The sequence below is a fragment of the Acetobacter ghanensis genome (assembly GCF_001499675.1).
GTDB classification, from domain to species: domain Bacteria; phylum Pseudomonadota; class Alphaproteobacteria; order Acetobacterales; family Acetobacteraceae; genus Acetobacter; species Acetobacter ghanensis.
The window spans coordinates 1,668,737-1,692,131 of the sequence record NZ_LN609302.1; the positions used below are offsets into that span (position 1 = coordinate 1,668,737).

Here is a 23,395-nt window from a genome sequence, read left to right on the forward strand (position 1 = left end):
CACGTAAAAAAGGCGGCAGGCTTCTCGCCCCCGCCTTTGCAGAGCAATTAACAGACTACAGGATTGCGCTGCCTACCTCCATCCTTAAGGACGAAGGCAGCGCAGCAGCAGAAAACCTTACAGCCCGCGCTGCGTCAGGCGTTCAACTTCCTTGCGTACAGCAGCCTGCACAATGCCTGCCAGATGGGCATCGAGCCATTTTTTGAGGAAAACGCGCACTTCCTGGCGCACGATGTCTTCAACCGTCAGAGACCCTTCATGCGTGACAGCCACTTTTCTCTCCTCATGTTCTCTAAGATATTTTTCTTGCAGGCTTTTCTGCAGGACAGCAAATGAATTGGCGGTATCGGAAACCGTTTCGTCATTCAAGGGGATGGGCAATGGACCAGACATGGTATGTTCAGCCTTTTTGTTGAGTTCGATCTGCCTGAGATCCGTTACAGATAATACTTCATCATGATCCACGGCCCGCGGTTGCACAAGGTCAGCATCAGCATTGCTGTCTGCTTTGGTGGCTTCCGGGGTGCTGGTGGGGGCCGCGGGCGTGTCTTTTTCGTCCGGCTGCGCAGAGTCCATCATGGATGGGGACAGGACGAGCACATCGTCATCCTGATCATCCTCCGGCTCCGGGGCATGTTCTGCTGTAGCCGAAAGGTGCTCATCATGCAGTACCTGCCGAATGGAAGACAGGGCATCTGCTACTGATTTACCTGTCTCTTCAGATGAATCCTGAGGCGACACCATACACACATCCCTGCTACTTCTGGCTTAACACTATCGACCCGGCTGGTTGAGCGCATAATCGTTCAACCCCCATAACCGATCCTTTACCGCGTTATAGTATGCTTTGTCATCATAAAGGGGAACATTCAGCTTCAGATCAGCCGCCGTCAGGCGTCCAATGGCCGCAGCCACATTATAGGAGGCGATAACCATGTTGCTGAGGCTCTGCACAAGGGCGACCTGAGCCTGTAGCAGAGTCTCCTGCTGCTGGAGCACGGATAGTGTTGTACTGGTGCCAACCATAGCCTGCCGTTCCACACCGCCCAGCGCAACGGTGCCGGCCTTGATGGCAATCCGGTTGCTGGCGATTGAGGCCTGATAGGTCACAAGTTTCTGCCAGTTGGAGACAGCATCCTGCGCAGCGGCACGGCGTTGAATATCCACTTCTCGGTGGGCCTCTTGCGCCAGTTGTTTGGCTTGGCGGACCCCCGCGTATTCTGAACCACCCTGATAAATGGGGACATTAAAATTCAGGGCCGCGTATTTGCTGTCATTCGTCTGATTGTTCAGCGCCTGATTGATCTGCCGTTGATAACCCAGAGTGGCGGAAACTTTTGGCAGGATCGTGGACATGGCAACGCCTACGGCATCCTTATGAGACGCTTCTGTAAAAAGTGCGTGAATGACATCGGGGTTGTTCTTGACTGCCAGGGCCGCTGCCGTCTGCTCGTTTTTAACCGGGAGAACGAGGGGTTGTGGCGGCACAAGGTTGGGCGGTGGCGCTATGCCAACAACCTGCATGTAGGTTGCCTGCGCAGTTTGGAGCGTCCCTTCCGATTGTTGGCGTGTAGCCTGAGCGGAGGCATAGGCGGCTTCGGCCTGTGCAACGTCTGTCCGTGTAATTTCCCCTACCCTGAAACGCTCATTTGTGGCGCGTAACTGCTGTTGCAACACGCGTTCATTGTTAATGTTCAGTTGCAGGAGTTGTTCATCTTCAATGACGCCCACATAGGCGCTTACCACCTGTTTGAAGACTTGCTGCTCAACCGAAATAAGATGTGCCCGTGCCGCCATGACCTGATTAACGGCTTCGTGGGTGGAGGCAGTTGTTTTTCCCCCACTGTAAATGGGCTGGTTGATTGCAACACCCGCAGCATAACCCGGTGTGTCATAACGCCGCAAAGACTGGTGGGTGCGTGGGTGGCCTACACCAGCGTAATCGTTGATGCCGTTATAGTAAGACAGCCCAACCTGCCCGCTTACAGTGGGGTGCCAGCCTGCCAGTGCAGTTGGCACTTCCTCATCGGTTGCGCGGAGTGTAGCGCGGGCAGCCTGTAGGGTTGGGTTGGTGAGGTAGGCGGCCGAAAGGGCCTCCTGCAAGGTATGCGGTATAAAGGAAGGGGAGCCGCTGCCGTCGTATTTTTGCGCCCATGCGGTTGAGCCGCATAGTATGACCGCCAGACTCAGGCCGGTTTCGCAAATACGCCGCATGAGGCTGCTCCTGCTTGCCAGTTACCGCAATGTGCTTGCGGCCTCGTTCAATGCCACGATGTGAGATTAAATTCCAATTTATAGTTTGCAAAAGTCATGCGCATGAGGCGCTGCTGGTGGCAGGATTTTAAAAAGAAAAGGCCCGTTCGGGAGCTATGTTGGGTAAAAGAGGCGCCTGTGCTTCAAACAGATACGTCACCCGGAATTGCTGGGAATACCCGGCCTCCTGAATGGCGAGAAAAGCTTCTGGCAAAGACCCACTTGCTTGCAATAGTCCGATAATACGGCCATCGGCAGCAAGCTGGTCGTTGCAGAAGGTAGGAAAAGCCGCAATGCAGCCATCAAAATAGATCAGGTCATACGGTGCCGACTCTGTAAGACCTTTGGGTAGTGGTCCCTGATGCCAGCTAACAGTTGGAGCGTAGGTTTGGCAGAATGTTTGCCCGACCTGAGCCAACTCTGGATTCGATTCGAGAGCAATGACGTTGAGACCGAGCCGCGCAAAAAGAGCCGCCGTGTACCCTGTTGACGCTCCTACTACCAGAACACGTTGATTGGCTGATGGCTGGGCGGCCTGCACCAGTCGGGCAGTCAGCAATGGCTGCGGCAGCACCCTGCCCTGCGCCAGAGGCAGACTTGTATCTGCATAGGCCGCGTTGCGCAGCTCTGGTTTAACGCAGAGTTCACGTGGGAGGCTGCGCATAATGTCCAGAATGCGCGAATCTGTAATTTCCGAGGGGCGTAACTGGTCATCCACCATCAGGTTGCGTGCTTCAACATACATGGCTGTGTCCATTGACTGTTTTCCTTGAGGCATGGCGGTGGTCGCATGTGCATTCATGTCGCATACTCTCCTGCGTTAGCCATTTGCCCGACCGACCTATGCCGACCATGGGTTTTAAGAGTCTGTCTGGCACACTGTTTTAAAATTGGCACAACACAACGGCTTGACCAATTTGAAAGAAAAGGACATAAGGCTCTCATTCAAACACCGTTGGTCCGGTGGCAGAATGGTGATGTAGCGGACTGCAAATCCGCGTATGTGGGTTCGATTCCCGCCCGGACCTCCACTCCCCCCTGAAAATAAATCAATCCGTTGACATTGCCCGCAGAAAACAGCGGTTTGTTATTCTGCGGCATGTGAAGAACGAAACTCTAGAGGCCAAATCTACACCAGTAGTGGCCTGTGAAGGGCTGTGCCAGCATTTTCACTCATTGTAAGGCCCCAAGCGTCTGGTCCGTCTCATGCCCGTCTAAAAGATGCGTCAGTTCATCCACAAGACAGATGCGCCCATTTTGAAATTGATAAAAAGCCACGACCTTGATCCGACTTTGCGTGCCTGAGAGACGTGTTGCACGCGCCACATGAACGGTGGCTGCTTTATCGCCTTCGCAGACAATATGCTGAATGTTGATTTCCAATGCACTGAGCGTGTTGCGTAAGGCGTGTGTATGGGCTTGGAAGTCCGCCAATGTCATTTCATGCCCATCGACGAATTGCCGATAGTTTGGGGTCATGAAAGCAAACAGCTTATCAGGACTTGAACTGAAGTCCGTGAATGTGGCGAACATGGCCCGGATGATTTGCTCGTAGCTTATAGAAGACATGGAAGCTTTTGAACCTTCTGAGTGCCTGGATCAGAGGATTTTAAAGGACATGCTTTTGGCATTCTTGCGTGGATAGGCCATAATTCGACTCATGTACGCCAAATCATTTTGCTTTCTGCCAACTGGGCCTGTTTCATCATGTGGTGCCCCTTGGTTATCCGGTCGCTCCGTAAGGCAAGCAGATCGCCGGACTACTGAACTGCATGATCACGAAAGAGGGCAGATATTCGTCGTAGAAAGCGGTGTTATGGCCGTGATGACCCAAAGTTCTTACTGGTTAATCGGGCCGCGACAACTGCTCTGGTTGCCCCCAGACTTCGTGCATGAAGAGCGCTCCCACGGGGCTATTACAGGCTGGAGCCTGTATATTATGGCAGAGAGATGCTCTTCAATTACGGATAAACCGTTTGTGGCAGACTGCACACGGTTATTGATGGCTCAGGTTGAGCGTCTGTCGCAAAGTGGCACAGAAACAGCTTGGCAGGAGCCCTTTGCAAGGCTGGCGGAAAGTTTCTGGGATGAATTCCTGTCCATTCCGCGTCATTCAGCCTCGTTGCCTTTTCCTGAAGACACTCGGCTAAAGCGGGTGGCAGAAGCATTGAGCGCCACGCCAGCTGATCCACGTGGGCAGCAGGAATGGGCGGATATGGCTGGAATGTCTCTGCGGTCTTTCATTCGGCATTTTACTGCTGATACAGGCATGCAGTTTTCAGTCTGGCGGCAGCGCCTGCGTATTCTTAATGCGCAGGAGCGGCTGGCGCGACGCGAGCGTGTGACCGATGTTGCCGCCGCAGTCGGTTACGAAAGCTTGGGCGCGTTTGCTGCGGCCTTTAAAAAAGGCACCGGTTATAGCCCCAGCGCCTATGCACAGCGCTGCTCTGAAGGTGGAATTGACCAAAAGCAAACATGAGGCTGGCAGGGTTTGCCTCGGATGGTATTCACAGAGCCGTTGACTGGACAAAGGTCTTTTCACAGTTTGTCTTATTGAGGGGCTTTCGGATCGACTGAACGGTTTTGCGCTCTATAATCATGCATGCCCCAATTTTTTGTAGCGTGCTATCAAACGGTTGCGGCGGAGGCTGGATAGTCTTTGCAGCCAGAATATTCCGTTCAGTTGGTCGATCTCATGTTGTAAACAGACGGAACGGAGGCCTGCCGCCTCCCCTTCATGTATATTTCCGTGCAAATCGGCATAACGGATTTTGATGGAAGTTGGACGTTCGACAGGAGCGGATATTTCAGGCATGGAAATGCTCCCCTCTTCGTTCTGAACTTTATCGTCCGACAACCATGTGATTTCTGGATTGACGTAAAATTCAGGAGCATCCGAGGTGGGAAGATCCAGAACGACCACGCGCAGGTTGATGCCAATATGTGGCCCGGTAATGCCAATTCCGGGAGCGGCACGTAATGTATCCAGAAGATCAATGCTCAGGTCATGCAAAGACTTGTCAAAAGCTACCACGGGAGCAGCAACCTGCCTCAAGCGCTGATCGGGGAAAAAGACAATTGGCTGCACAGTCATGGGAACTCTTTTAATTTTTCAATCAGTTTTGTCGTTGGCTAGCGCAGTTAACCGGCGATGAAGATTCTTTACAATGCGGAAAGCATGGAGCCAATGAGGCCTCGGCGGTTGTCGAAGCGCTTCAAGAAAGCGTTGGGGGCTTGCCCAAAACAGCTGGTGTTGCCACATTCCATAAATGAGGACCATTAAAGTACTTATTTATGGCACTCAGCCGGACCTGTCGGAGCAGGTTTGTTTTTCTGGTGTAACCCAAGCCGCCTGAGTGCAAGACATAATGCAACCATCTGCATTCCAAACAGACCCCATTGATGACCGGCGCTCTCTCCCCGAAGCATTTGCGAGTATTCGGGTGCCACAGGACGATACGCATTGGTTACGGCGCTTTTTAAGTTATGTCGGGCCTGGGTATATGGTGTCGGTCGGGTATATGGACCCGGGCAACTGGGCAACAGATCTGCAAGGCGGTGCGCGTTTTGGTTACACGCTGCTATCTGTCATTCTGTTATCTAATTTTATGGCCATTCTTTTACAGGCGCTTTCGGCCCGGTTGGGGATAGCTACGGGTCTGGACCTTGCGCAGGCGTGTCGGCGGCGCTTCCATCCTGCGCTCAATATTCTACTCTGGCTGGCCTGTGAATTGGCCATTATTGCATGTGATCTTGCGGAGGTCATAGGGACAGCCGTTGCATTGCAACTGCTATTTCATATTCCACTTTTGGTTGGGGCTTTGATATCAAGCCTTGATGCGGTTTTGGTTCTATTTTTGATGAACCGGGGTTTTCGGTATCTGGAAGCTTTTATTATTGGTCTTTTAAGTATTATTGCGCTTTGTTTTGCTGTGCAGCTTATTGCAGCAGCCCCGCCTTGGGCAGATGTTCTGGCTGGACTAAAACCTTCAGCTGCAATTCTGACCAATAGCCAGATGCTCTATATTGCTATTGGCATTATAGGCGCGACGGTTATGCCGCATAATCTGTACCTGCATTCGTCCATTGTACAAAGTCGTGCGTATGAAAGGACGGAGCGAGGCAGGAAGGATGCCATCCGCTGGGCCACTTGGGACAGCACAATAGCCTTAATGCTGGCATTGTTTATTAATGCGGCTATTCTGATTGTTGCCGCTGCTGCTTTTCATACGACAGGTCATCAGGATGTGGCGGAAATACAGGATGCCTATCATCTGCTTTCTCCCCTGTTAGGGTTGGGTATTGCCTCTACCCTATTTGGTCTTGCCCTGCTTGCCGCGGGCACAAATTCAACCATTACAGGTACGTTGGCAGGGCAGATTGTGATGGAAGGCTTTTTGCATCTCAGTTTGCCACCTTGGGCACGGAGGTTGGTAACGCGGGGGCTTGCTATTGTGCCTGTTGTTATTGGAACAACGCTGTATGGCGATGCCAGCGTTGGGCAGCTTTTAATGGCGAGTCAGGTTGTGCTTTCCCTACAACTGCCATTTGCAGTTATTCCTCTGGTCCTGTTTGTGTCTGACCGTAAACTGATGGGAAAATTTGTCATTTCCAAACCGCTGACGATTTTTTCATGGTTGGTTGCCGGGGTTATACTTGGTCTGAACTTTAAACTTCTTTATGATACAGTGGTATTTTAAAATATTTTTGGATTTGCCGCTCCCCTCCCCCCGGGTGGCGAAGGGAGGAAAAGATTTATGGCCATAGATAAAGAAATTTAACGTAATAGGCGTTCGTTTCAGGCGTGTTTCGCCCCTCTATGGAATGTGCATAACGTGCGGTAAAGCTGATGGTCCGGCTGATATTGAACATAATACCCAGACCGGGGGCTATTTCCCGGCTGTTGGAATTACTCAGGTCATAGTGTGCCGTTTGGTCATATGTCCCACCGACATTCTGCCAGTCGAATGCAAAAAAAGGTTCGACCAGTTTTGTTGCTTTCCAGCTAAAGCGCAGGTTGCTGTAAAAGACGACACCGGGGGAATAGCTGTGCTCGTTGGTTTTGTGCTTTGTTGAGCCAACAACTGTGCCAACATCACCATCAAAGCTGAAGTGTTTCCATTCATAGTCAAAAATAATGCTGGATATATTGGCCCAGTAACCGGTCGCCAGTGCGTCCCGTGTGCCTGACGGGGTTTGCAGGAAGGTCTGAAATCCCAAAGTGCTATGTGCATTGGGTTTGAACCAGGCGGCTGGCCCTACAATTGTGCCTCCCAGCCCTCCGTAGTTGGTGCCACCTGCTAGTGTGTAATTTTCCGACTGGATAATTTCAAAAGCAAAGCCAACATGGGGAAGTGCATCAAAAGTGCGAAAGTGCACATATTTGGTCAGGCCGGACCATGTATGGCTACCGCCGTGTGCGGCTATACGTTGGCCAGTGCTGTTGTATGTATTGCCCGATGCATTGCCATTGCCATATTGCACCAGTACGTTGAAGGGCTTGTAATCCACCGGCAGGTCGTATTCATGCGGGCCAATAATGCCGAGCGTGATGTCCGCTGCGTAGGATTGAGACGGTAAGAGCAGCGCAACGCTGCTGCCACACAGGCTCAGAGCCAGTAAGAGCCGTTCGGGCTTTATGCCTGACAGCATGGGACGTCTCCATTATGGAGGCCACCATGTGGAATACATGGCGGCATTGTTGTTTTATGGAATGACCGTTCCTGTTACCCGGTCGGACAGAGCATCCGACCGGGTAATTTGTTACGGTGCGGGCTCGCTAGTCTTCCCGTCGAGCGTATAGGCAACAATGTAGTCACCGCTCCGGGTACCAAGCCCACCATGACCACCTGCGGCGATCACGACGTACTGCTTGCCACCTGTCTCGTAAGACAAGGGGGTAGCCTGACCACCTGCGGGTAGACGGTCACGCCAGATGACCTGACCTGTAGCGACATCAAAAGCACGCAAATAGTCGTCTGCGGTTGCGCCCATGAACACGACGCCACCCTTGGTCACAATGTTCCCGCCGATATTATACATGCCTGTTGGCAGCGGCAGGTTGTTGTGCGTGCGGAAAGGCCCCGTATCACGGGTGGTGCCGACCGGGTGCTGCCAGACGATTTTTTTGGTCACAAGGTCAATCGCTGTCAGTGTGCCCCATACCGGCCCTTTGCAGGGGACCTGAAGCGGGTTCAGCCACGGGTTGGTGTAGGCAACGTAGGGAGTGCCGTAGTTGGGAGAAAGTGCCAGTGCATCTCCTTTAGGGAGCGGTTCATTCCCCGTACCGTCCCATTTTGGCAGAATACCCTGCTGTTCCAGTGTTGTGCGATGGTCAAGTTTAATGCGGAACGGTAGGTAGCTGGCATTGGCAAACATCAGCTTACGGGCGGGGTCAATGGTAATGCCCTGCCAGTCCACAATGCCGTAGAACGCAGGATAGACAATGGTCGTCTTGCCCACGTGCGGCGGCGTAAACTGCCCCTCGTAAGCCGACTGACGGTACTGGATACGGCAGATCATCTGATCCAGCAGGGTTGCGCCCCACATGTCCGTTTCCTTCAGGTCAGGCGGCGTGAGGGACGGCATAGCCGTGGGATAGGGCTGCGTGGGTGAGACGCGGTCATCCGGCGCATGGCCTGCCGTGGGGACGGATTTTTCCGCAACAGGGTAACCCGGTACAGGTTCGCCGGTACGGCGGTCCAGCACGAAGAATTCGCCACGCTTGGTGCTCTGCACGAGAGCGGGAATGGTTTCCCCGTTCGGGCCGGGCAGATCAACCATGGAGGGGCCAGACGGAATGTCCATATCCCACAGGTCGTGGTGGACGGTCTGGTAGATCCAGCGGCGTTCACCGGTTTCGATATCCAGAGCAACAGTGGCGCTGGAGGTCGCGTCATCGAACGGACGGCGTGTGCCACCCCAGTTGTCAGGTGGAGAGTTCCCTGTGCCAACGTAAGCCAGCCCCAGTTCCGGGTCAGCTGTATAAACGCCCCAGGCATTGGGGGTGTCCGGGGTCAGAATGTCGTCAGGCGTGGGGGTAAAGGTTTCTGGCGTATGCCCTGCATCCCAGACCCATGCAATTTTGCCTGTTGTGGCGTCGAATGCTCTGACAGCGCCGGATGGTTCGAAGTTGGCCTGATTGTCAAATATCCAGCCGCCAGTAATCAGACGATTTTTCATGACAAGAGGCGGTGATGTGATGAAGTGAAAACCCAGCGGCACATGGCCCAGATAATCCCGCATGGAGATAAAGCCGTGGTCGCCAAAGTCTTCACACGGTTGGCCGGTTTCTGCGTTTACGGCAACAATGCGCGCATCAGCGACCGGGGAATAGATACGCTCGCGGCAGGAGGTCTGCACCTCGTCAGGAATGCGGTAGTAAGACACGCCACGACAGGCCAGATACACGTTGGCCGCCAGATCCTCCTTGGCGGGGTGTGGGTCATATTTCCATTTTATTTTCCCACTGGCCGCATCCATGGCGATCACCCAGCTATGGGGAGTGCACATGTATAGGGTGTTCCCAACCTTGATCGGTGTGAGTTCCAGATTGAACTCATGTCCTGAATCCGGGCCAGTGACAACGTCCTCCCCGGCCTGCTGGGTATCCCCAGTCTGGGTTACCCATGCGCGTTTGAGATGAGTAATATTATCCGGGGTGATCTGGGCGAGAGGGCTGTACCGTTCACCCTGCGGCGTTCGTCCATAAAAGGGCCAGTCGCTTGCAGGCACGGTGTCCTGAGGTGCCGAGGTTGTTGCCGCCATACGTTCGGCTGGCACGGTGCCATTAATTGAGTAGGAGGCAAAGCAGCTACCGATGATGACGGCATAGCAAAACGCCAAGGCCGCGGCCAACTCCCTTTTGTCGGCCAGCCACGGGCTCTGGGTCCGCCAGACGCCGGGCAGCAGGAGCCATGCCCCAAGTATGCCAAGCGTTAACAACCGGACTTCCAGCCCCCATATGTTAAAGCCGACCTCAAGCAAGGCCCAGAGTGTCGCCAGAATTAACAACCCGGCATAAAGACGGGCTGCCAGAATGGGGTTGCGAAAGCTGATAATCGTTGCAGCAAGCAGAATGCCACCAGCAATGGCGTAGAACCATGACCCTCCAAGAAAGAGGAGTTGCAGCCCACCTAAAAAAGAAAAAGCCCGATAACAGCAAGTAAGACTGCTGTTACGCCAGACCATAGTCTTGTGTAACTTTGTTGCATGTTAATGCCCTCGTAACGCTCCCGGCAAAACAGGTCGCGCGATGCAACAGCCATTGCGCAACTGGCGGGAGACATCCTGCGCCATTAACTTGCAAATAAGTGAATATAGTCTAATCAGAATATGTATGAGTTCACGGGAGTGTGTTTAAGATTTTCCTAAACTGTTCCAATCTTGATACAGAATGAGAATTTTCTTAAAATATTTGAATAGTTGTTTATTTTTCAAATGAAAAAACTATTTGTTAATAAAAAATCCCTGCACGCGAATGCTGCGTGCAGGGATTATGTAAGATTGCAGTGTTAGAGTTTTATCTGGTTATTTTTGTAATCGCTGCATTAACTTCTGTGGCTTTTTCCAGTTGTGGCATATGGCCTGTTTGAGGAAGAAGCGTAACCTCAATAGTGTCAGGAAGTCCCTTTGCATCCGAGGGGGATAAAACTTCGTCTTCAGTGCCCCATATGATCTGCGCTGGCCCGGTAAAGCCTGCCAGAACAGGCCGCAGGTCGTCTGCCTGCCTGCCCTCGGGAAAACAGGCTTTAGCTATGGTCTGCAGGCCCTGCAATGCGCCATCAAGCCGTTTGAAACGAATAATATCCTCAATCATCCTGCGAGAAATCAGTGTTTTATCATACACCAGACACTGCAGAACTGGCTCCAGAGTTTTACGCCGATCAGCAGAGATAAAGCCTTCAATAAAGTTTATGTTGATGTCAGCCCCCAACCCGGCTGGAGCGATGAGAGAAAGGGAGACAACTTTTTGCGGAAAAGCTTTGGCAAGTTCCAGTGCAATGGCCCCCCCAAGTGAATGGCCAACAATATGAGCTTGCGCAATATCCAGTTTGTCCAGCAGGGTGGCTGCCGTTTCTGCAAATGTTGCGGGTCTGCCGTCTTTAACATTTTTGGAAGAACCACCATGTCCCGGTAGATCAAAAGCAATGGTCCGCCGGTCGGATGAGAGGTTGGTCTGGTTTAGCATCCAGTTGGTCAGATCGCCGCCAAAACCATGAATGAACAGGATGGGAGTGCCCTCCCCCTCCCCCGCTTCCTGCACACGAAGCGTCTGGTCTCCAACAGTGACCAAAGTGGGTTCAGCACTGTCTGCTTGGGTTGTGGATGCATTATTGGATGAAAAATCGGCCTGAAACTTTGCAATAAACGCATCAATATCTGCATCACTCACCGCAGGTTCTGCTAATACACCCAGTAGCGCACCGACCGGCAGTGTTTCGCCCTCCGTTGCCGTCTGGCGGCGTAATACACCGGAGGCCGGACTCTCGTAGCCATTTGTAATTTTGGTGGTTTCGATGTCCGCAATTTCCTGCCCGGCATCAATGTGTGCGCCGGGGGCGATGTTCCAACTAGCGATTTTACCTTCGGTCATGGCCAGACCGAATTTGGGCATGGTGATGGGGGTAATGAGATCCGTCATTGTTCAGGCATCCTGCTTTGCTTTTTTGTAAGCCATGACAGAGCGTACAGCGGATTCAATACGGGCTGCGTCTGGCAGGTACAGCTTTTCCAGCACGGTTGCGAATGGCACGGGCGTATGGGGTGGCACCACTTTGCGTATCGGTGCTTTAAGGGCGTCAAATGCCTCTTCCGCCACCAGTGCAGCCACATCTGTCGCCATGTTACAGCGTGGGCTGGACTCATCCACAATAACAAGCCGCCCCGTGTCTTCCACGCATTCCAGTATGGTTGCACTATCCAGTGGAGATGTCGTGCGTGGGTCAAGGACCGTGCAGCTTATGCCGTCTTTTTCCAGCCGGTCGGCGGCTTCGTTGGCAAAATTAACCATGCGCCCGAATGCAACAATGGTTACGTCATCGCCCTCACGCGTTAGATTGGCTTCTCCAAACGGGATGGAGTAAGGCTCATCGGGCACCTCATCCTCGTCGTCATACATTACTTTGTTTTCGAGGAAGATCACGGGATCATCATCCCGTATGGCCTCAATCAGCAGGCCTTTTGCTTCGTAGGGGGAGGATGGCACAACAACCTTCAGGCCCGGAATGTGGGTAAACAGTGGGTAAAGCGCCTGACTGTGCTGGGCGGCGGCGTTAAAGCCTGCACCATACATCGCCCGGATTACCAGTGGTGTACGGGCCTTGCCACCAAACATGTAGCGGAATTTGGCGGCCTGATTCATGATCTGGTCCAGACAGCAGCCAACAAAATCCACAAACATCAGTTCAGCAACCGGGCGCAACCCAGTAGCAGCAGCCCCTACGGCCGCACCAATATAAGATGCCTCGGAAATGGGGGTGTCAAACACACGGTCAGGACCAAATTCGGTATAAAGCCCTTTGGTGACCCCCAGCACGCCGCCCCATGCGTCCGCAATGCCTGCGGTGCCACCCTGCCCGCCAGCAATATCTTCTCCCATAAGAATAATGCGTGGGTCACGCTGCATTTCCTGCCGCAGGGCTTCATTAATAGCCTGACGGAAGCTTTTTTTGGACATGACAAATCTCCGTTCTGCTCTTTGCTCAGTAAGAGACGTAAACGTCTGCTTCCAGGTCTTCTGGTTCAGGCAAGGGGGCGATTTTGGCGGCATTGACGGCGGCGTCGATTTCATCTTTTACGCTGGCGTCAATCTCATCCAGAGCGGATGGCTCAAGCAGGCTTATTTCCGTCACACGCTGCCGGAAGCTTTTGAGGCAGTCATGCTCGGCTCTTAACCGGGCTACTTCGCCATTCGCCCGGTAAGTCATGGCGTCGCCTTCAAAATGCCCATACCAGCGCGCCAGATGGACGTGCAGCATGACCGGGCCATTCCCTGCCCTTGCATGGGCTATGGCCGCACCTGCTGCTTCGTAAACAGCAAAAAAATCTGTTCCGTCACAGTCAAAATAAGGCATTCCGAACCCGGCTGCGCGCGCTTTCTGGTTGCCTGCGCACGCATAGGATGCACCTGTTGCTTCCCCATAGCCGTTGTCTTCACAAACAAACACGGCTGGGAGTTGCCAGACCATGGCCAGATTGAGGCTTTCCAGAGTGGAGCCTTCATTGGATGCGCCATCGCCATAAAATGCCACGGCAACACCACCATCCTTGAGCACTTTGTGGGACAAGGCTGCGCCACAGATAAGTGGCGGACCGCCACCAACAATGCCGTTGGCCCCCAGCATTCCCAAAGACAGATCCGCAATATGCATGGACCCTCCCTTGCCGTGACAGACCCCCGTCTTGCGGCCATAAATTTCGGCCATCATGCCTTCCACCCCAACGCCTTTGGCAATGCAGTGGCCATGACCGCGGTGGGTGCTGGCAATGGTGTCTTTATCTGTCAGGTGGGCGCAGACACCCACGCCAGATGCCTCCTCACCACAGTAGAGGTGAACAAACCCCGGAATCTCTCCGGTAGCGAATTCAACATGAAGACGTTCCTCAAAGTCGCGGATTGTCCGCATGGAACGGTAGGAACGCAGAAGAATGTCGTGTGCGATCTGCATGTCTGCCCCCAGAGCTAATGCGCCGTATGGGTTGAGTGACAACGGACTGAGTTCCACTCCATTCCATGGGAGGGAAAACACAGTACGGAACGGGTATGCACTCAGTTATGGGGAGACATGCCGGAGGGTAAAGGCGGCACAAAATTCTTCTCACGCGTATTTGAGGACGGTGGAGATGAAGTGTCGCAGATCCGAAACGTAATACACGCAGGATACACCCTTGCATGGGCGAAAGCAGATGAATTCGATTGCTTTGTCTTCTGGCGTATGGTCAACCCTCCCGCCACTGATCAGAAAATCATGGCGGCGCTGTGCAGAGCAGTATGGCATTGCTGCGGATAGTGCGCTGACGAGAGATGTCCTGTGTTCAGCTGAATTGCGGCAGGCGCGCGAACGTATGGGCGTGACTATGAAAATAGCTGACCCCGAGTTGGATCGGTTGCATGGCATAGTCTCCACGCTGGATTATAATGTGCTGCTGGCGGACCCTGCCGGTATTGTTGTTGCCCGTCGTGGTGCGCCTCCTTTTGAGAAGGGTTGCCGCCGCTGGCACCTGTGGCCCGGTGCCAACTGGGCTGAGGCCGAGGCCGGGACCAATGGCATAGGCACCTGCCTGATGGAGGGGCAACCTGTTACAGTCCATCGTGACCAGCATTGGCGCACTGGGTTGCGTTATCTGACCTGCTCGGCCGTACCTTTTTATGGTCCGAATGGCTGCGTAGCTGGGGCGCTGGATGCCAGCTCAATCCGTGCGGACCCATCGGGGCGGATCGCTTTGATGATGGAGGCGGTGCTGATCGACGCTGCACGCAGGCTGGAGAGGCGGAGTTTTCTGGAAGCTTTCCGGAGCAGGACAGTTTTGTTGCTGGGGGAAGGCAATGGCATCTCTCTGCCCATGATCGCACTGGATGACAAACGCATAGTGGTTGGTGCAACATTTGCCGCCAGAGCCATGCTGGGGATCGAAAATACCGAGGTTGCAAGTGTATGCTTTGATCTGGGAGCAGGCACCGCAGGTGTGCCTGATTTTCAGGAAGCGGAGCGGACGGTCATAGAAGGTGCTCTGGCTATGTCGCAGGGCAAGATTGCTCCTGCCGCTCGTCTGCTGGGGGTCAGTCGTTCGACCTTGTACCGTAAGTTACGGTCGATGGCGCATGGAGCCGTCTCCTAGACGTCAGACCGGAGGGTCTACAGCTGGTCTTGAACAAATGGCAGGACTTTCTGGCAGATGACCAGCTCCTCATGCGTTGGCTCGACCCGGACACGTATGGTGCTTTCGGGTTGGCTGATAATGCTGGCGTGTCGTGAGTTGGCATCGTCATCCAGTTTCAGGCCCAGCCACCCCAGAGCGCCGCATACATCTTTGCGCAAGGTGGCATCGTGTTCCCCAATACCTGCCGTAAAAACAATACCATCCAGCCCTTCCATAATGGCGACCAGTGCGCCAATTTCCTCTACAATGCGGTAGGCAGACAGCGAAAGAGCCTGCTGAATATGGGTGCGTAGGAGCGGATCTGTTTCATGGGCCAGATGCGCGCGCAGTACTCGCATATCGGATGACAGGCCGGAAACTCCCAGAAGGCCGGATTGGTGGTAGAGCGTGTTGACCAATATGTTCCAGTCGGCATTTTCCTCTTTCAGCATGTAGAGGAGTGCGCCCGGATCAATCATCCCGCATCGGCTGCCCATCATCAGGCCGTCCAAAGCAGAAAACCCCATTGTGGTTTCCAAACTCTTTCCGTCTTTCAGGGCGCATAAGCTGGCCCCGTTACCCAAATGGGCCAGAATGGTACGCCCGCTTGCCAGTTCGGGGTCAATTTGCTGGAGGCGTTGCGCTAGAAAATCGAAGGAAAGACCATGAAAACCATAACGGCGCACGCCTTTCTCTTTGTATCTTTGTGGGAGTGGCAAAAGGCGGGCAATGTCGGGAATGGTCCGGTGGAAAGCGGTATCAAAACAGGCGATCTGCGGCAGGTCCTGGTCGTATTCGGCAATGTTATGGACAGGCGCTAATGTTTGAGGCTGATGGAGGGGGGCAAAGGGCGTTAACGCTTCAAGTTGCTTCAGAACAGTTGGGGTAACGCGCACGGGGTCTAAAAAGTCTGGACCGCCATGGACAATTCTGTGGCCAATACCAACAATATTATGCTGCCTCTGTTCGTGCTCTTTTAGCCAGTTGAAAAGAAATTCTAAAGGTTTGTTTTTGTTTAGAGCATGGGTTTGTTTCTCAATAGTCTGGTCGTTCTGGTTTGATGCAAAAAAATGGAACACATCTTCGTCGTATTCCAGCCGTCCCTTGATGAGTTTTTCGATAAGTGACTTTTGTTCTATTGCAAAAACAGTAAATTTCAGGCTGGAAGAGCCCGCGTTAAAAACAACTATAATATTAGACATGGACGTAATTCCACGGAGTATAACGGCTTAAAAAGCTGCGTCCTGTTGCGCCAGATGTCTGGCGTAGAGCGCGCCGATGGCAGCAGACGCCAGACGTGCCTGCACGCTATCCGCCCGGCTGGTCAGCACAATGGGAACCTTGGCGCCAAGTGCTATACCCGCTGTTTCTGCTCCCGCCATAAAAACCAGATTTTTGGCGAGCATATTGCCCGCTTCCAGATCGGGGGTGACCAGAATTTGTGCCTGACCAGCTACGGCAGATGCCAGACCTTTTATTCTGGCTGCTTCCGGGTTTATGGCGTTATCCATAGCCAATGGCCCGTCCAGCACGCCCCCTGTAATTTGCCCGCGTTCAGCCATTTTGCAAAGACTGGCAGCATCCAGTGTGCTGGGGATCTTGGGGTTGATGACTTCTACGGCTGAAAGAATGGCAACCTTTGGCTGTCCCAGCCCTAGTCCCACATGGAGGTCTATGGCGTTCTGGACAATGTCTCGTTTGGTTAAAAGATCAGGAAAAATGTTGATGGCCGCATCAGTTACAAAAAGCAGGTTTTTGTAATTCGGTACGGCAAGCAGAAAAACATGGCTGATCCTGCGTTCCGTAGAAAGCCCATTAGCTGGGTTAACAACGGCATGCATAAGTGTATCGGTATGCAGGCTGCCCTTCATAATGCCTTGAACGTGGCCGGTTTTGACCAGTTCTATGGCCGTTTGAACTGCTTGTTGGGGTGTTGAAGCGTGGATGATTTGATAGGGGGCGAGGTTAATTTTGTGTTGTAGAGCCGTTTTGCGGATGCAGGCTTCATCACCGATTAAAACAGGCTGGATAATGCCTTTTTCGGCAGCATCCAGCGGGCCAGCCAGAGCATGTTCTTCGCATGGCCAGACAAGGGCGTAAGGAACAGGAGCATGACACAGAGCGCGATTAATGAGTGTCGTAAAAAGCTGATGAGACGTCGAGGCGCGAATATTAGGGTGTGTTTCTGAAAAAAGAGAGTTCGCCTGTATCATATTCGGTATGGCCCGCTGCATGTGGTCTGCTTAACGTGCCGCATGGCGGGAAAACACACCATGGCCTCGCACTGCCCTTAATGAATAGGCGAAGAGGGTATTTTGGCAGATACAAGATTGGGTGATTGGTTTTGTGCCGTAGCAATATTGGACGGAGGTGTGCTGTCTATAACAATGACGGCCATGCCCGCCAAAGGGGACGGCGTTCTGTCTGGGCGTAATAGGGCCTGAAAACGCCTGTCAGTAGCTGCTTTCCGTTCGTATTCGGCATCCAGCAGGCCATTTTTATCTATGAAGATATTAAGGGAGGCGGGAATGCGGATACAGCCTGCTGAAGCCATATGGCCAAGTTGCCGTTCTAGAAAAACGGGGTCTGTTGCGTGCATTTCCAGTCGGATGGGGCCCTGTTCCCGACTGGGTAGCCATCCTTTTTCCGCAACCTGCCAACCAAAATCCCATACACGCATACCTTTGGTACCATTGCCCATAATGCCATTTTGGTTTTTTGTGCCCTGAGCTCGATAGCCCAGCCGGTCTGTTGAGTTGGTAAAAATGCCTAAGGGCGTAATGTAGTGGTGCTTGCGGCCAATTGTTCCAGTCGAGATGCGTGTGCAACCGATGATATTCCAGTCCGGGGTATCCGGCCGCGCCAGAACAATACAGGCGCGTTGCACACTGGGGTTCCGGTCTACGATAATAACCGTCTGTGATGTTTGAATGGCGTATCCCGTCTGGCCGATTTGCTGGTGCGCCAAGGTCAACCACGTGTGTTTTTGGGTTTCCGTCGGTTTGAACGCAACGGGCACATCTTTTTGGAAGAGGCGCTGAAGTCGCTGGATTTCAGCTTGTATCTGACCATCATCCAACTCAACACTTGGTGTTGGTGTGACTGTTAGAGACGTAGTTTGTGCGGGTTTGGCTTGTGCAGCTTTTGCCGTTCCCGGCCCTATGAGGGGCTTGTTCTTTGGGGTAACATGGAGGGGAGCCCCAATATCGCCATTAGGAAAAAAGACGTGGGGCGAGGATGCTCCAACAGCCTTGGAGAGTTCCTCGGCAAAGTCTGTGCTGGGAGAATAAGGTGCCGCCTGAAGAGTTTGAGCGGCAAAAAGGCAGCCAAACATAATCGGGAAGATTAAGTGTTTCGCCGCGCCCACCGGGTTGTGTTCTCCTGTAACTTAAGTGTCGGAGACTATGGCACTTCTTGCTTCCAAGCGGAATATCCAAGATGGCATGTTTGTTTCTGATGCGTTGCATGTAAGGGCTGCGCAAAGGTCGCACCTTGGCTTGCGGCCATAGATCAAAGACACGCTAAGTTATTGAATTAATGGTGTAATTTTTACAAACAAGCTTCAAGGTCTCCCCTTCCCTCGCTCCTGATCCGTAGGGGCTTGGCATTATGGGATTATCTACTCATTCAGCATGAAACCGCAGGTGCTTCGGTGGGGATCAGGCAGATCGACTGTGTTCTGAACACCACAGAATCTTAGCAGTCTGGATGTTCCTGACTGGATGTTGTTGACAGTAATTATTAATTGCATATATCTGCGCTATTCACATTTTTGTGGTGGAAAGACCTATGAGACATTCAGCCTCACTGGCTAGCTTTGTTATGCCTGCCACACTGCTTCTATGCTCCCCTGCCGCCATGGCCGCAGGTTCGGACACCGTGCTTGTTGATCAAGAAAGCAAGTCCGAGGAAAGCGAGAAAAAAAAGGACAAGAAACCGGAAGTTGTTATTGTAACCGCAACGGGGCTGTCTCAGGCCGCGTCTTCCACCAAAACCCGAACACCTATTATTGAATCCCCTCAGTCCATTTCCATCGTTAGCCGTGAGGAAATGGAATTACGGGCTACCCCTACAGTTGCGGATGCTCTGGCCTACACGGCCGGGGTTCAGGCTGAACCATCGGGGATAGATAGCCGCGTGGATGAAGTTTCGGTTCGAGGTTTTGGCGCGGGCGGTTTTTCCTCCAACAATAACTTTGTTGATGGTCTGCGCCTTCCGTCCGGAGGGCAATGGACGCGCACATCGTTTGACCCCTTTGCATTGCAGCAGATCGAGGTGCTGAAAGGTCCATCCGGTGCATTATACGGGCAGACCGCTCCGGGCGGCATTGTTAATCTGACCACCAAGCGGCCAACGCAGAAACAACACGGAGAGTTTTTTCTTCAGACAGCCGGTTTTACTGATCTGGAAAACTGGCAAGGCCAAGCTGCGGGAGATGTATCCGGTGCGCTGAACAAGAAAGGCACAGTGCTGGGGCGTATTGTTGCGCTGGCCCGCTACGGTGGAACACAAGTTAATGATGTTTCCATCGGTCGTTACTATGTTTCTCCTAGTCTGACATGGAAATACGCGGACCATTCTTCTTGGACCCTTTTGGCGCAGTACCAGCGTGATACAGGAGGATCAACGTTTCAGTTCCTTCCAGCCACAGGCACACTTTACTCATCCAAAGGGCGGTATATCGCCAATAATGCGAATATAGGCGAGCGGGACTGGAATAGTTATGACCGAACACAAGCGCTTGTTGGGTCGTTTCTTGAGCATCGGTTCAGCCGCTTCATAACGTTACGTAACAACTCTCGTTATACTTATCTTGATAACCTGTACCGGGCGACAGTTCTATCGGGTGATACGCTTGCGAGCTGTGCGTCTACAATCGTCGGCTGCGTGGCGGGTGAAACTGTTAACCGGCGTGCGGTGGAAGGGCGTGGTCGGTCGCAAGGGGTAGCAACCGATACCCAGCTTGAAGGCCGACTGGCAACCGGCCCGGTCAAACAGACTTTTCTTGTGGGAACAGACTATTTTTATACCAACTGGGAAAGCTCGCGAGACCTTGTCTCCCCTTCCCTTGTTTTGCCTCAACTGGATATTTTTAATCCGTCCTATCGTGGCGCTACAGGGTACGCTGGTGCACTGACGCCACAGGTTTATACAGGAACAGAAAGCCACCAGAATGGCATTTACTTTCAGGATCAGATCAAGTTCGACCGGCTGCGTGTTACCCTCGGAGGGCGGCAGGACTGGGCGCGGGATGATACGCTGAATATCCTGACTCAAAAGCGGTATATCACCACGTCCCAGGCTTTCACGTGGCGGGCGGGTGCTGTTTACCTGTTTGACTTTGGCTTGGCGCCTTACTTCAGTTACGCAACATCGTTTCAGCCACAGGTCTCAGACCCATCAACCTCTCTGGATGGCCTTCCCTTTAAACCAACGACGGGGGATCAGTATGAAGCGGGGTTACGCTACCAGTATGGCAAAAGCATTTATGTAACGTTTGGTGCGTACCAGATTACGCAACAGAACATGACGACCCCAGCGGCAAGTGGTGTGACGTGCGGCACATCAACTTGCCTTGTGCAGACCGGAGAAGGCCGCGTAAGAGGGCTGGAACTGGAAGGGCGTGCCAATCTGCCGTGGGATATGGCCATTATCTTTACAGGAACCCGGAGTGATGCGCGGGTAACGGAGACCAACACAGCCTCCCAACTCCATAATTACCTGCCGCAGGCGCCCAAATGGATGGCTTCTCTCTTTGCAGACCAACGCATTCGTTCCGGAGCGTTCAAAGGCACGGGAGTGGGTGGCGGTGTGCGTTACACGGGCCACAGTTATGGTGATACGGCCAATACGCTCTCTATCCCCGGCTATACTCTGTTCGATATGTTCCTGCGCTACGATGTAGGCGAAGCGCATCCGCGTTATAATGGACTGTCGTTTTCGGTGAACATGCGTAATATTGCCAATAAGCGATTTGTGGCAACGTGTACGGCTCTTGCGGCCTGTTATTATGGGCAGGGCCGGAGTTTGACGATGCGGTTGGAGTACAAATGGTAACACAGTCCGGCCTTGTGCTGCTGAGTGGGGGGGGCTGCACGGCAGCTTCTGGGGTATTGTTCTACCTTTCTTCCAAGCATCAGCGTCTTGTGGTGCATCGCCCTAATCATCGGCTTTGTCTGTTTGGCGCAACAGGTATGGGGATTCTGGCAGTAAGTCTGCTGGGCTGTGCCAGAAGCGTGACAACGGCGTGTTTTATGGTTGTGCTGCTTCTTATGCTGGTCTGCTGCTTTTTCCCGTTGTTTATGGCGACCCTACAGTTTGGCAAAAAACGGCCATGAACACATCTCGGCTGGATAATCGGCAGTGGCTTGCCAAATTGACGGCAGCGCTTGTGTTTGGTGCCCTGTTCTCTTTTGGTTGCATGGCTGTTGTCGGGGTGCTGTGCCACACAACAGGTGATGGACGGACGGTTTCTGCACAATTTTTGATGTGGCTCGCCCTTCTAGTCTGGTTAGTCCTGATCGGAAGCTGTTTTCTGTTCCGTTCAGGGCTGCGGGCATGGTGTGTGCTAGGTGGTGCAACCGTGTTGGTATGGGGCTTGTTTGAAGTGCTGACAAAGGTTGTTGTTGCATGAAAATTCGTCCCGATATCGTGCAGGTTTACCGGGAAGTTCATAGCTGGGTCGGCATTCTTTGCGGGTTATTCCTGTTTGTGGCGTTTTATGCTGGTTCCATAAGCATGTTTGAGCAGCCACTGCAAAACTGGCTTACGCCCAAGGTCTCTCTGCCTGCGCCTGTTAGTGTTGAGAGAATTCCAGACCTTGTGCAAAAGGCTTTTGCGCAAGTTCCTGAGGCTAGCACACATTATACTATTGTTATGAATACGGACAATGCGCGCCCTGCCCGCCTGATGTGGCCGCAGGACCCCACGCACCGTGGCCACGGACCACAAAATTTTGTGCTGGCGGCTTTGTCTTCAACTGGTGACTTGGTAACAGATGTTCGCAAACCATCTGAAATACCTTTTTTTATTGATCAGTTGCACGAACAGGTGGGCCTGCCCCTGCCCCATGTTGTGTCCCGCTACGTTATGGGGTGTGTTGCCTTACTCTATTTTCTGGCATTGGTATCTGGCGTTGTCGCTTTTCTACCAGCATTAAAGAAAATGCTTTTTGCCGTCAGGTTAGATACTGGCGCACGGAAGGTATGGCTGGATCTGCATAATCTGTTAGGGTTTTTCTCCCTGCCTTTCCACGTCATTATTGCTGTAACCGCTGTTGTTTTTGCGTTCCATGAGCCAGTCTTTACTGTGCAGGGTAAGCTCTTCCAGCCTCAGGGAGAGGAAGCCGGGCACAATCCTATGCGCAGGCATGGGCAGTTTGGTGGTCGGGAAAGAGGTGGTGCCCCAGTGGTACCTAATATTGCAGAGCAGTTGCCACCAGCGGCTATTATGGCGGCATTACAGCAGCAGGCTCCGGGTTTTGTGGCGGATACGCTGGAGTACACAACGCAACAGGGTAAAGGAAAAACTAAAACGACCCTCAGAGTTGCAGGGCATGACGACCGTTACCCCATGCGGGGGGCAACAAATGGCTTTGCTATGGTTGACCCCATGAGTGGCAAAATCCTGTCAACTGATTACCTCCCAGGGCACCAGTCTGTTGGTTTTGCCGCATTAACCGCATTTTTTGCACTCCATTTTGGGAGTTATGGCGGCTTGCCAGTGCGTTGGGGGTATTATTGTTTGGGCTTAGGGGGAGCATTTTTATTTTATACGGGCAACAGGCTCTGGATCCTTGCACGGCAGCGTCGTGAGCAGAAAGTGACGGAGGCGACGCAACAAACTCGCGGAACATGGATTTTGTCCTGCCTGACTAGCGGATGTATAGCCGGTTGTATGACGGGTATTGCAATTCTGTTTATTTGTGCACCCTTTTTGCCGTCGGGCGGGCATTATAATGATGCTTTAGCACTTTATTATACGGCTTTTGTTATTTGTCTGGGGGTATCCTTTACCCTGCCTGAACGTCTGCGCGAGCCGCTTCTTTTTTCTGTTGCAGGGGGCGCCAATGTTGCGGTCGCCCCAGCTTTGTTGCTTTCCGTGGCAATGGGGCACGGAAGTTCGCAGGCTGTATGTGTTGCGGTAATAACGATGGGTCTTGGTCTTCTACTATTGTGGTCCGTCAGACGATCTGTCTGCAAAATATCAGCCTGACATGTCGAGGGGTTTTTCCTCCCATTTGTAACGGAATGGGAGGAAAGAAAAACGTGCTAAAATGGGG

19 protein-coding genes, 1 tRNA gene and 1 pseudogene are annotated in these 23,395 nt (G+C 52.8%); 8 read left to right on the forward strand and 13 right to left on the reverse strand.

Annotated elements, in window-relative coordinates; genetic code table 11:
* Window positions 1-117: 117 nt before the first annotated feature.
* The 3 genes from AGA_RS08015 to AGA_RS08025 all read right to left on the reverse strand — a co-directional run bounded on the left by AGA_RS08015 (window position 118) and on the right by AGA_RS08025 (window position 3,010).
* Window positions 118-744, reverse strand: a complete 627-nt coding sequence (locus AGA_RS08015; RefSeq protein ID WP_059023786.1) for a DUF2497 domain-containing protein — start codon at window positions 742-744, stop codon at window positions 118-120.
* Window positions 745-774: 30 nt separating this feature from the next.
* A complete protein-coding gene (locus tag AGA_RS08020; protein WP_059023787.1) occupies window positions 775-2,214 on the reverse strand; it encodes a TolC family outer membrane protein in 1,440 nt (479 codons plus the stop codon).
* Between the two features lie 127 nt (window positions 2,215-2,341).
* Entirely contained in the window at window positions 2,342-3,010 is a 669-nt protein-coding gene (locus AGA_RS08025) for a protein-L-isoaspartate O-methyltransferase family protein (RefSeq protein ID WP_157065326.1), read from the reverse strand.
* 200 nt (window positions 3,011-3,210) lie between these two features.
* Here AGA_RS08025 and AGA_RS08030 point away from each other — a divergent pair.
* Window positions 3,211-3,284: transfer RNA gene (locus tag AGA_RS08030), tRNA-Cys, on the forward strand.
* Window positions 3,285-3,426: 142 nt separating this feature from the next.
* Here AGA_RS08030 and AGA_RS08035 read toward each other — a convergent pair.
* Window positions 3,427-3,813 (reverse strand): nuclear transport factor 2 family protein, encoded by a 387-nt coding sequence (locus AGA_RS08035; protein ID WP_172793761.1) that lies wholly within the window; start codon window positions 3,811-3,813, stop codon window positions 3,427-3,429.
* A gap of 100 nt (window positions 3,814-3,913) precedes the next feature.
* On the opposite strand from AGA_RS08035, the gene AGA_RS08040 reads away from it, so the two are divergent.
* On the forward strand, window positions 3,914-4,732 hold the full coding sequence (locus AGA_RS08040) for an AraC family transcriptional regulator (protein WP_059023789.1): 819 nt from the start codon (window positions 3,914-3,916) through the stop codon (window positions 4,730-4,732).
* Between the two features lie 117 nt (window positions 4,733-4,849).
* Here AGA_RS08040 and AGA_RS08045 read toward each other — a convergent pair whose 3' ends face one another.
* On the reverse strand, window positions 4,850-5,347 hold the full coding sequence (locus AGA_RS08045) for a peptide deformylase (protein WP_059023790.1): 498 nt from the start codon (window positions 5,345-5,347) through the stop codon (window positions 4,850-4,852).
* Window positions 5,348-5,621: 274 nt separating this feature from the next.
* On the opposite strand from AGA_RS08045, the gene AGA_RS08050 reads away from it, so the two are divergent.
* Window positions 5,622-6,953, forward strand: coding sequence for an Nramp family divalent metal transporter (locus tag AGA_RS08050; protein ID WP_059023791.1), 1,332 nt, complete (start codon window positions 5,622-5,624; stop codon window positions 6,951-6,953).
* A 55-nt stretch (window positions 6,954-7,008) separates the two neighbouring features.
* Here AGA_RS08050 and AGA_RS08055 read toward each other — a convergent pair whose 3' ends face one another.
* The 5 genes and pseudogenes from AGA_RS08055 to AGA_RS08075 all read right to left on the reverse strand — a co-directional run bounded on the left by AGA_RS08055 (window position 7,009) and on the right by AGA_RS08075 (window position 13,922).
* On the reverse strand, window positions 7,009-7,905 hold the full coding sequence (locus tag AGA_RS08055; RefSeq protein ID WP_059023792.1) for a transporter: 897 nt from the start codon (window positions 7,903-7,905) through the stop codon (window positions 7,009-7,011).
* 111 nt (window positions 7,906-8,016) lie between these two features.
* Window positions 8,017-10,466 (reverse strand): annotated as a pseudogene (locus tag AGA_RS08060) (membrane-bound PQQ-dependent dehydrogenase, glucose/quinate/shikimate family).
* A 308-nt stretch (window positions 10,467-10,774) separates the two neighbouring features.
* Window positions 10,775-11,896: an acetoin dehydrogenase dihydrolipoyllysine-residue acetyltransferase subunit gene (locus AGA_RS08065; RefSeq protein WP_059023793.1), complete on the reverse strand. Its 1,122-nt coding sequence runs from the start codon at window positions 11,894-11,896 to the stop codon at window positions 10,775-10,777.
* A 3-nt stretch (window positions 11,897-11,899) separates the two neighbouring features.
* Window positions 11,900-12,931, reverse strand: a complete 1,032-nt coding sequence (locus AGA_RS08070) for an alpha-ketoacid dehydrogenase subunit beta (protein WP_059023794.1) — start codon at window positions 12,929-12,931, stop codon at window positions 11,900-11,902.
* Between the two features lie 25 nt (window positions 12,932-12,956).
* Window positions 12,957-13,922 carry a thiamine pyrophosphate-dependent dehydrogenase E1 component subunit alpha gene (locus AGA_RS08075; protein WP_059023795.1) on the reverse strand — a complete coding sequence of 322 codons (966 nt, stop codon included), beginning with the start codon at window positions 13,920-13,922 and terminating at the stop codon, window positions 12,957-12,959.
* Window positions 13,923-14,160: 238 nt separating this feature from the next.
* On the opposite strand from AGA_RS08075, the gene AGA_RS08080 reads away from it, so the two are divergent.
* Window positions 14,161-15,093: a helix-turn-helix domain-containing protein gene (locus tag AGA_RS08080; RefSeq protein ID WP_059023796.1), complete on the forward strand. Its 933-nt coding sequence runs from the start codon at window positions 14,161-14,163 to the stop codon at window positions 15,091-15,093.
* Window positions 15,094-15,110: 17 nt separating this feature from the next.
* On the opposite strand, the gene AGA_RS08085 is transcribed toward AGA_RS08080, so the two are convergent.
* From AGA_RS08085 to AGA_RS08095, 3 genes are all read right to left on the reverse strand, one after another.
* A complete protein-coding gene (locus AGA_RS08085; RefSeq protein ID WP_059023797.1) occupies window positions 15,111-16,316 on the reverse strand; it encodes an acetate/propionate family kinase in 1,206 nt (401 codons plus the stop codon).
* Between the two features lie 27 nt (window positions 16,317-16,343).
* Window positions 16,344-17,327, reverse strand: coding sequence for a bifunctional enoyl-CoA hydratase/phosphate acetyltransferase (locus tag AGA_RS08090; protein ID WP_157065327.1), 984 nt, complete (start codon window positions 17,325-17,327; stop codon window positions 16,344-16,346).
* A gap of 77 nt (window positions 17,328-17,404) precedes the next feature.
* Window positions 17,405-18,448: a L,D-transpeptidase gene (locus tag AGA_RS08095; protein WP_157065328.1), complete on the reverse strand. Its 1,044-nt coding sequence runs from the start codon at window positions 18,446-18,448 to the stop codon at window positions 17,405-17,407.
* Window positions 18,449-18,903: 455 nt separating this feature from the next.
* On the opposite strand from AGA_RS08095, the gene AGA_RS08100 reads away from it, so the two are divergent.
* From AGA_RS08100 to AGA_RS08115, 4 genes are read left to right on the forward strand one after another with little or no spacing between them, the layout of a single operon-like run.
* Window positions 18,904-21,171, forward strand: coding sequence for a TonB-dependent siderophore receptor (locus tag AGA_RS08100; protein WP_083503587.1), 2,268 nt, complete (start codon window positions 18,904-18,906; stop codon window positions 21,169-21,171).
* Complete coding sequence (locus AGA_RS08105; RefSeq protein ID WP_059023800.1) at window positions 21,165-21,452, forward strand: hypothetical protein; 288 nt, start codon at window positions 21,165-21,167, stop codon at window positions 21,450-21,452. The genes AGA_RS08100 and AGA_RS08105 overlap by 7 nt, the downstream gene beginning before the upstream one ends.
* A complete protein-coding gene (locus tag AGA_RS08110) occupies window positions 21,449-21,748 on the forward strand; it encodes a hypothetical protein (RefSeq protein ID WP_059023801.1) in 300 nt (99 codons plus the stop codon). The genes AGA_RS08105 and AGA_RS08110 overlap by 4 nt, the downstream gene beginning before the upstream one ends.
* Window positions 21,745-23,328 carry a PepSY-associated TM helix domain-containing protein gene (locus AGA_RS08115; protein ID WP_083503588.1) on the forward strand — a complete coding sequence of 528 codons (1,584 nt, stop codon included), beginning with the start codon at window positions 21,745-21,747 and terminating at the stop codon, window positions 23,326-23,328. Before AGA_RS08110 ends, AGA_RS08115 begins: the two co-directional genes overlap by 4 nt.
* The last annotated feature ends 67 nt before the right edge of the window (window positions 23,329-23,395 follow it).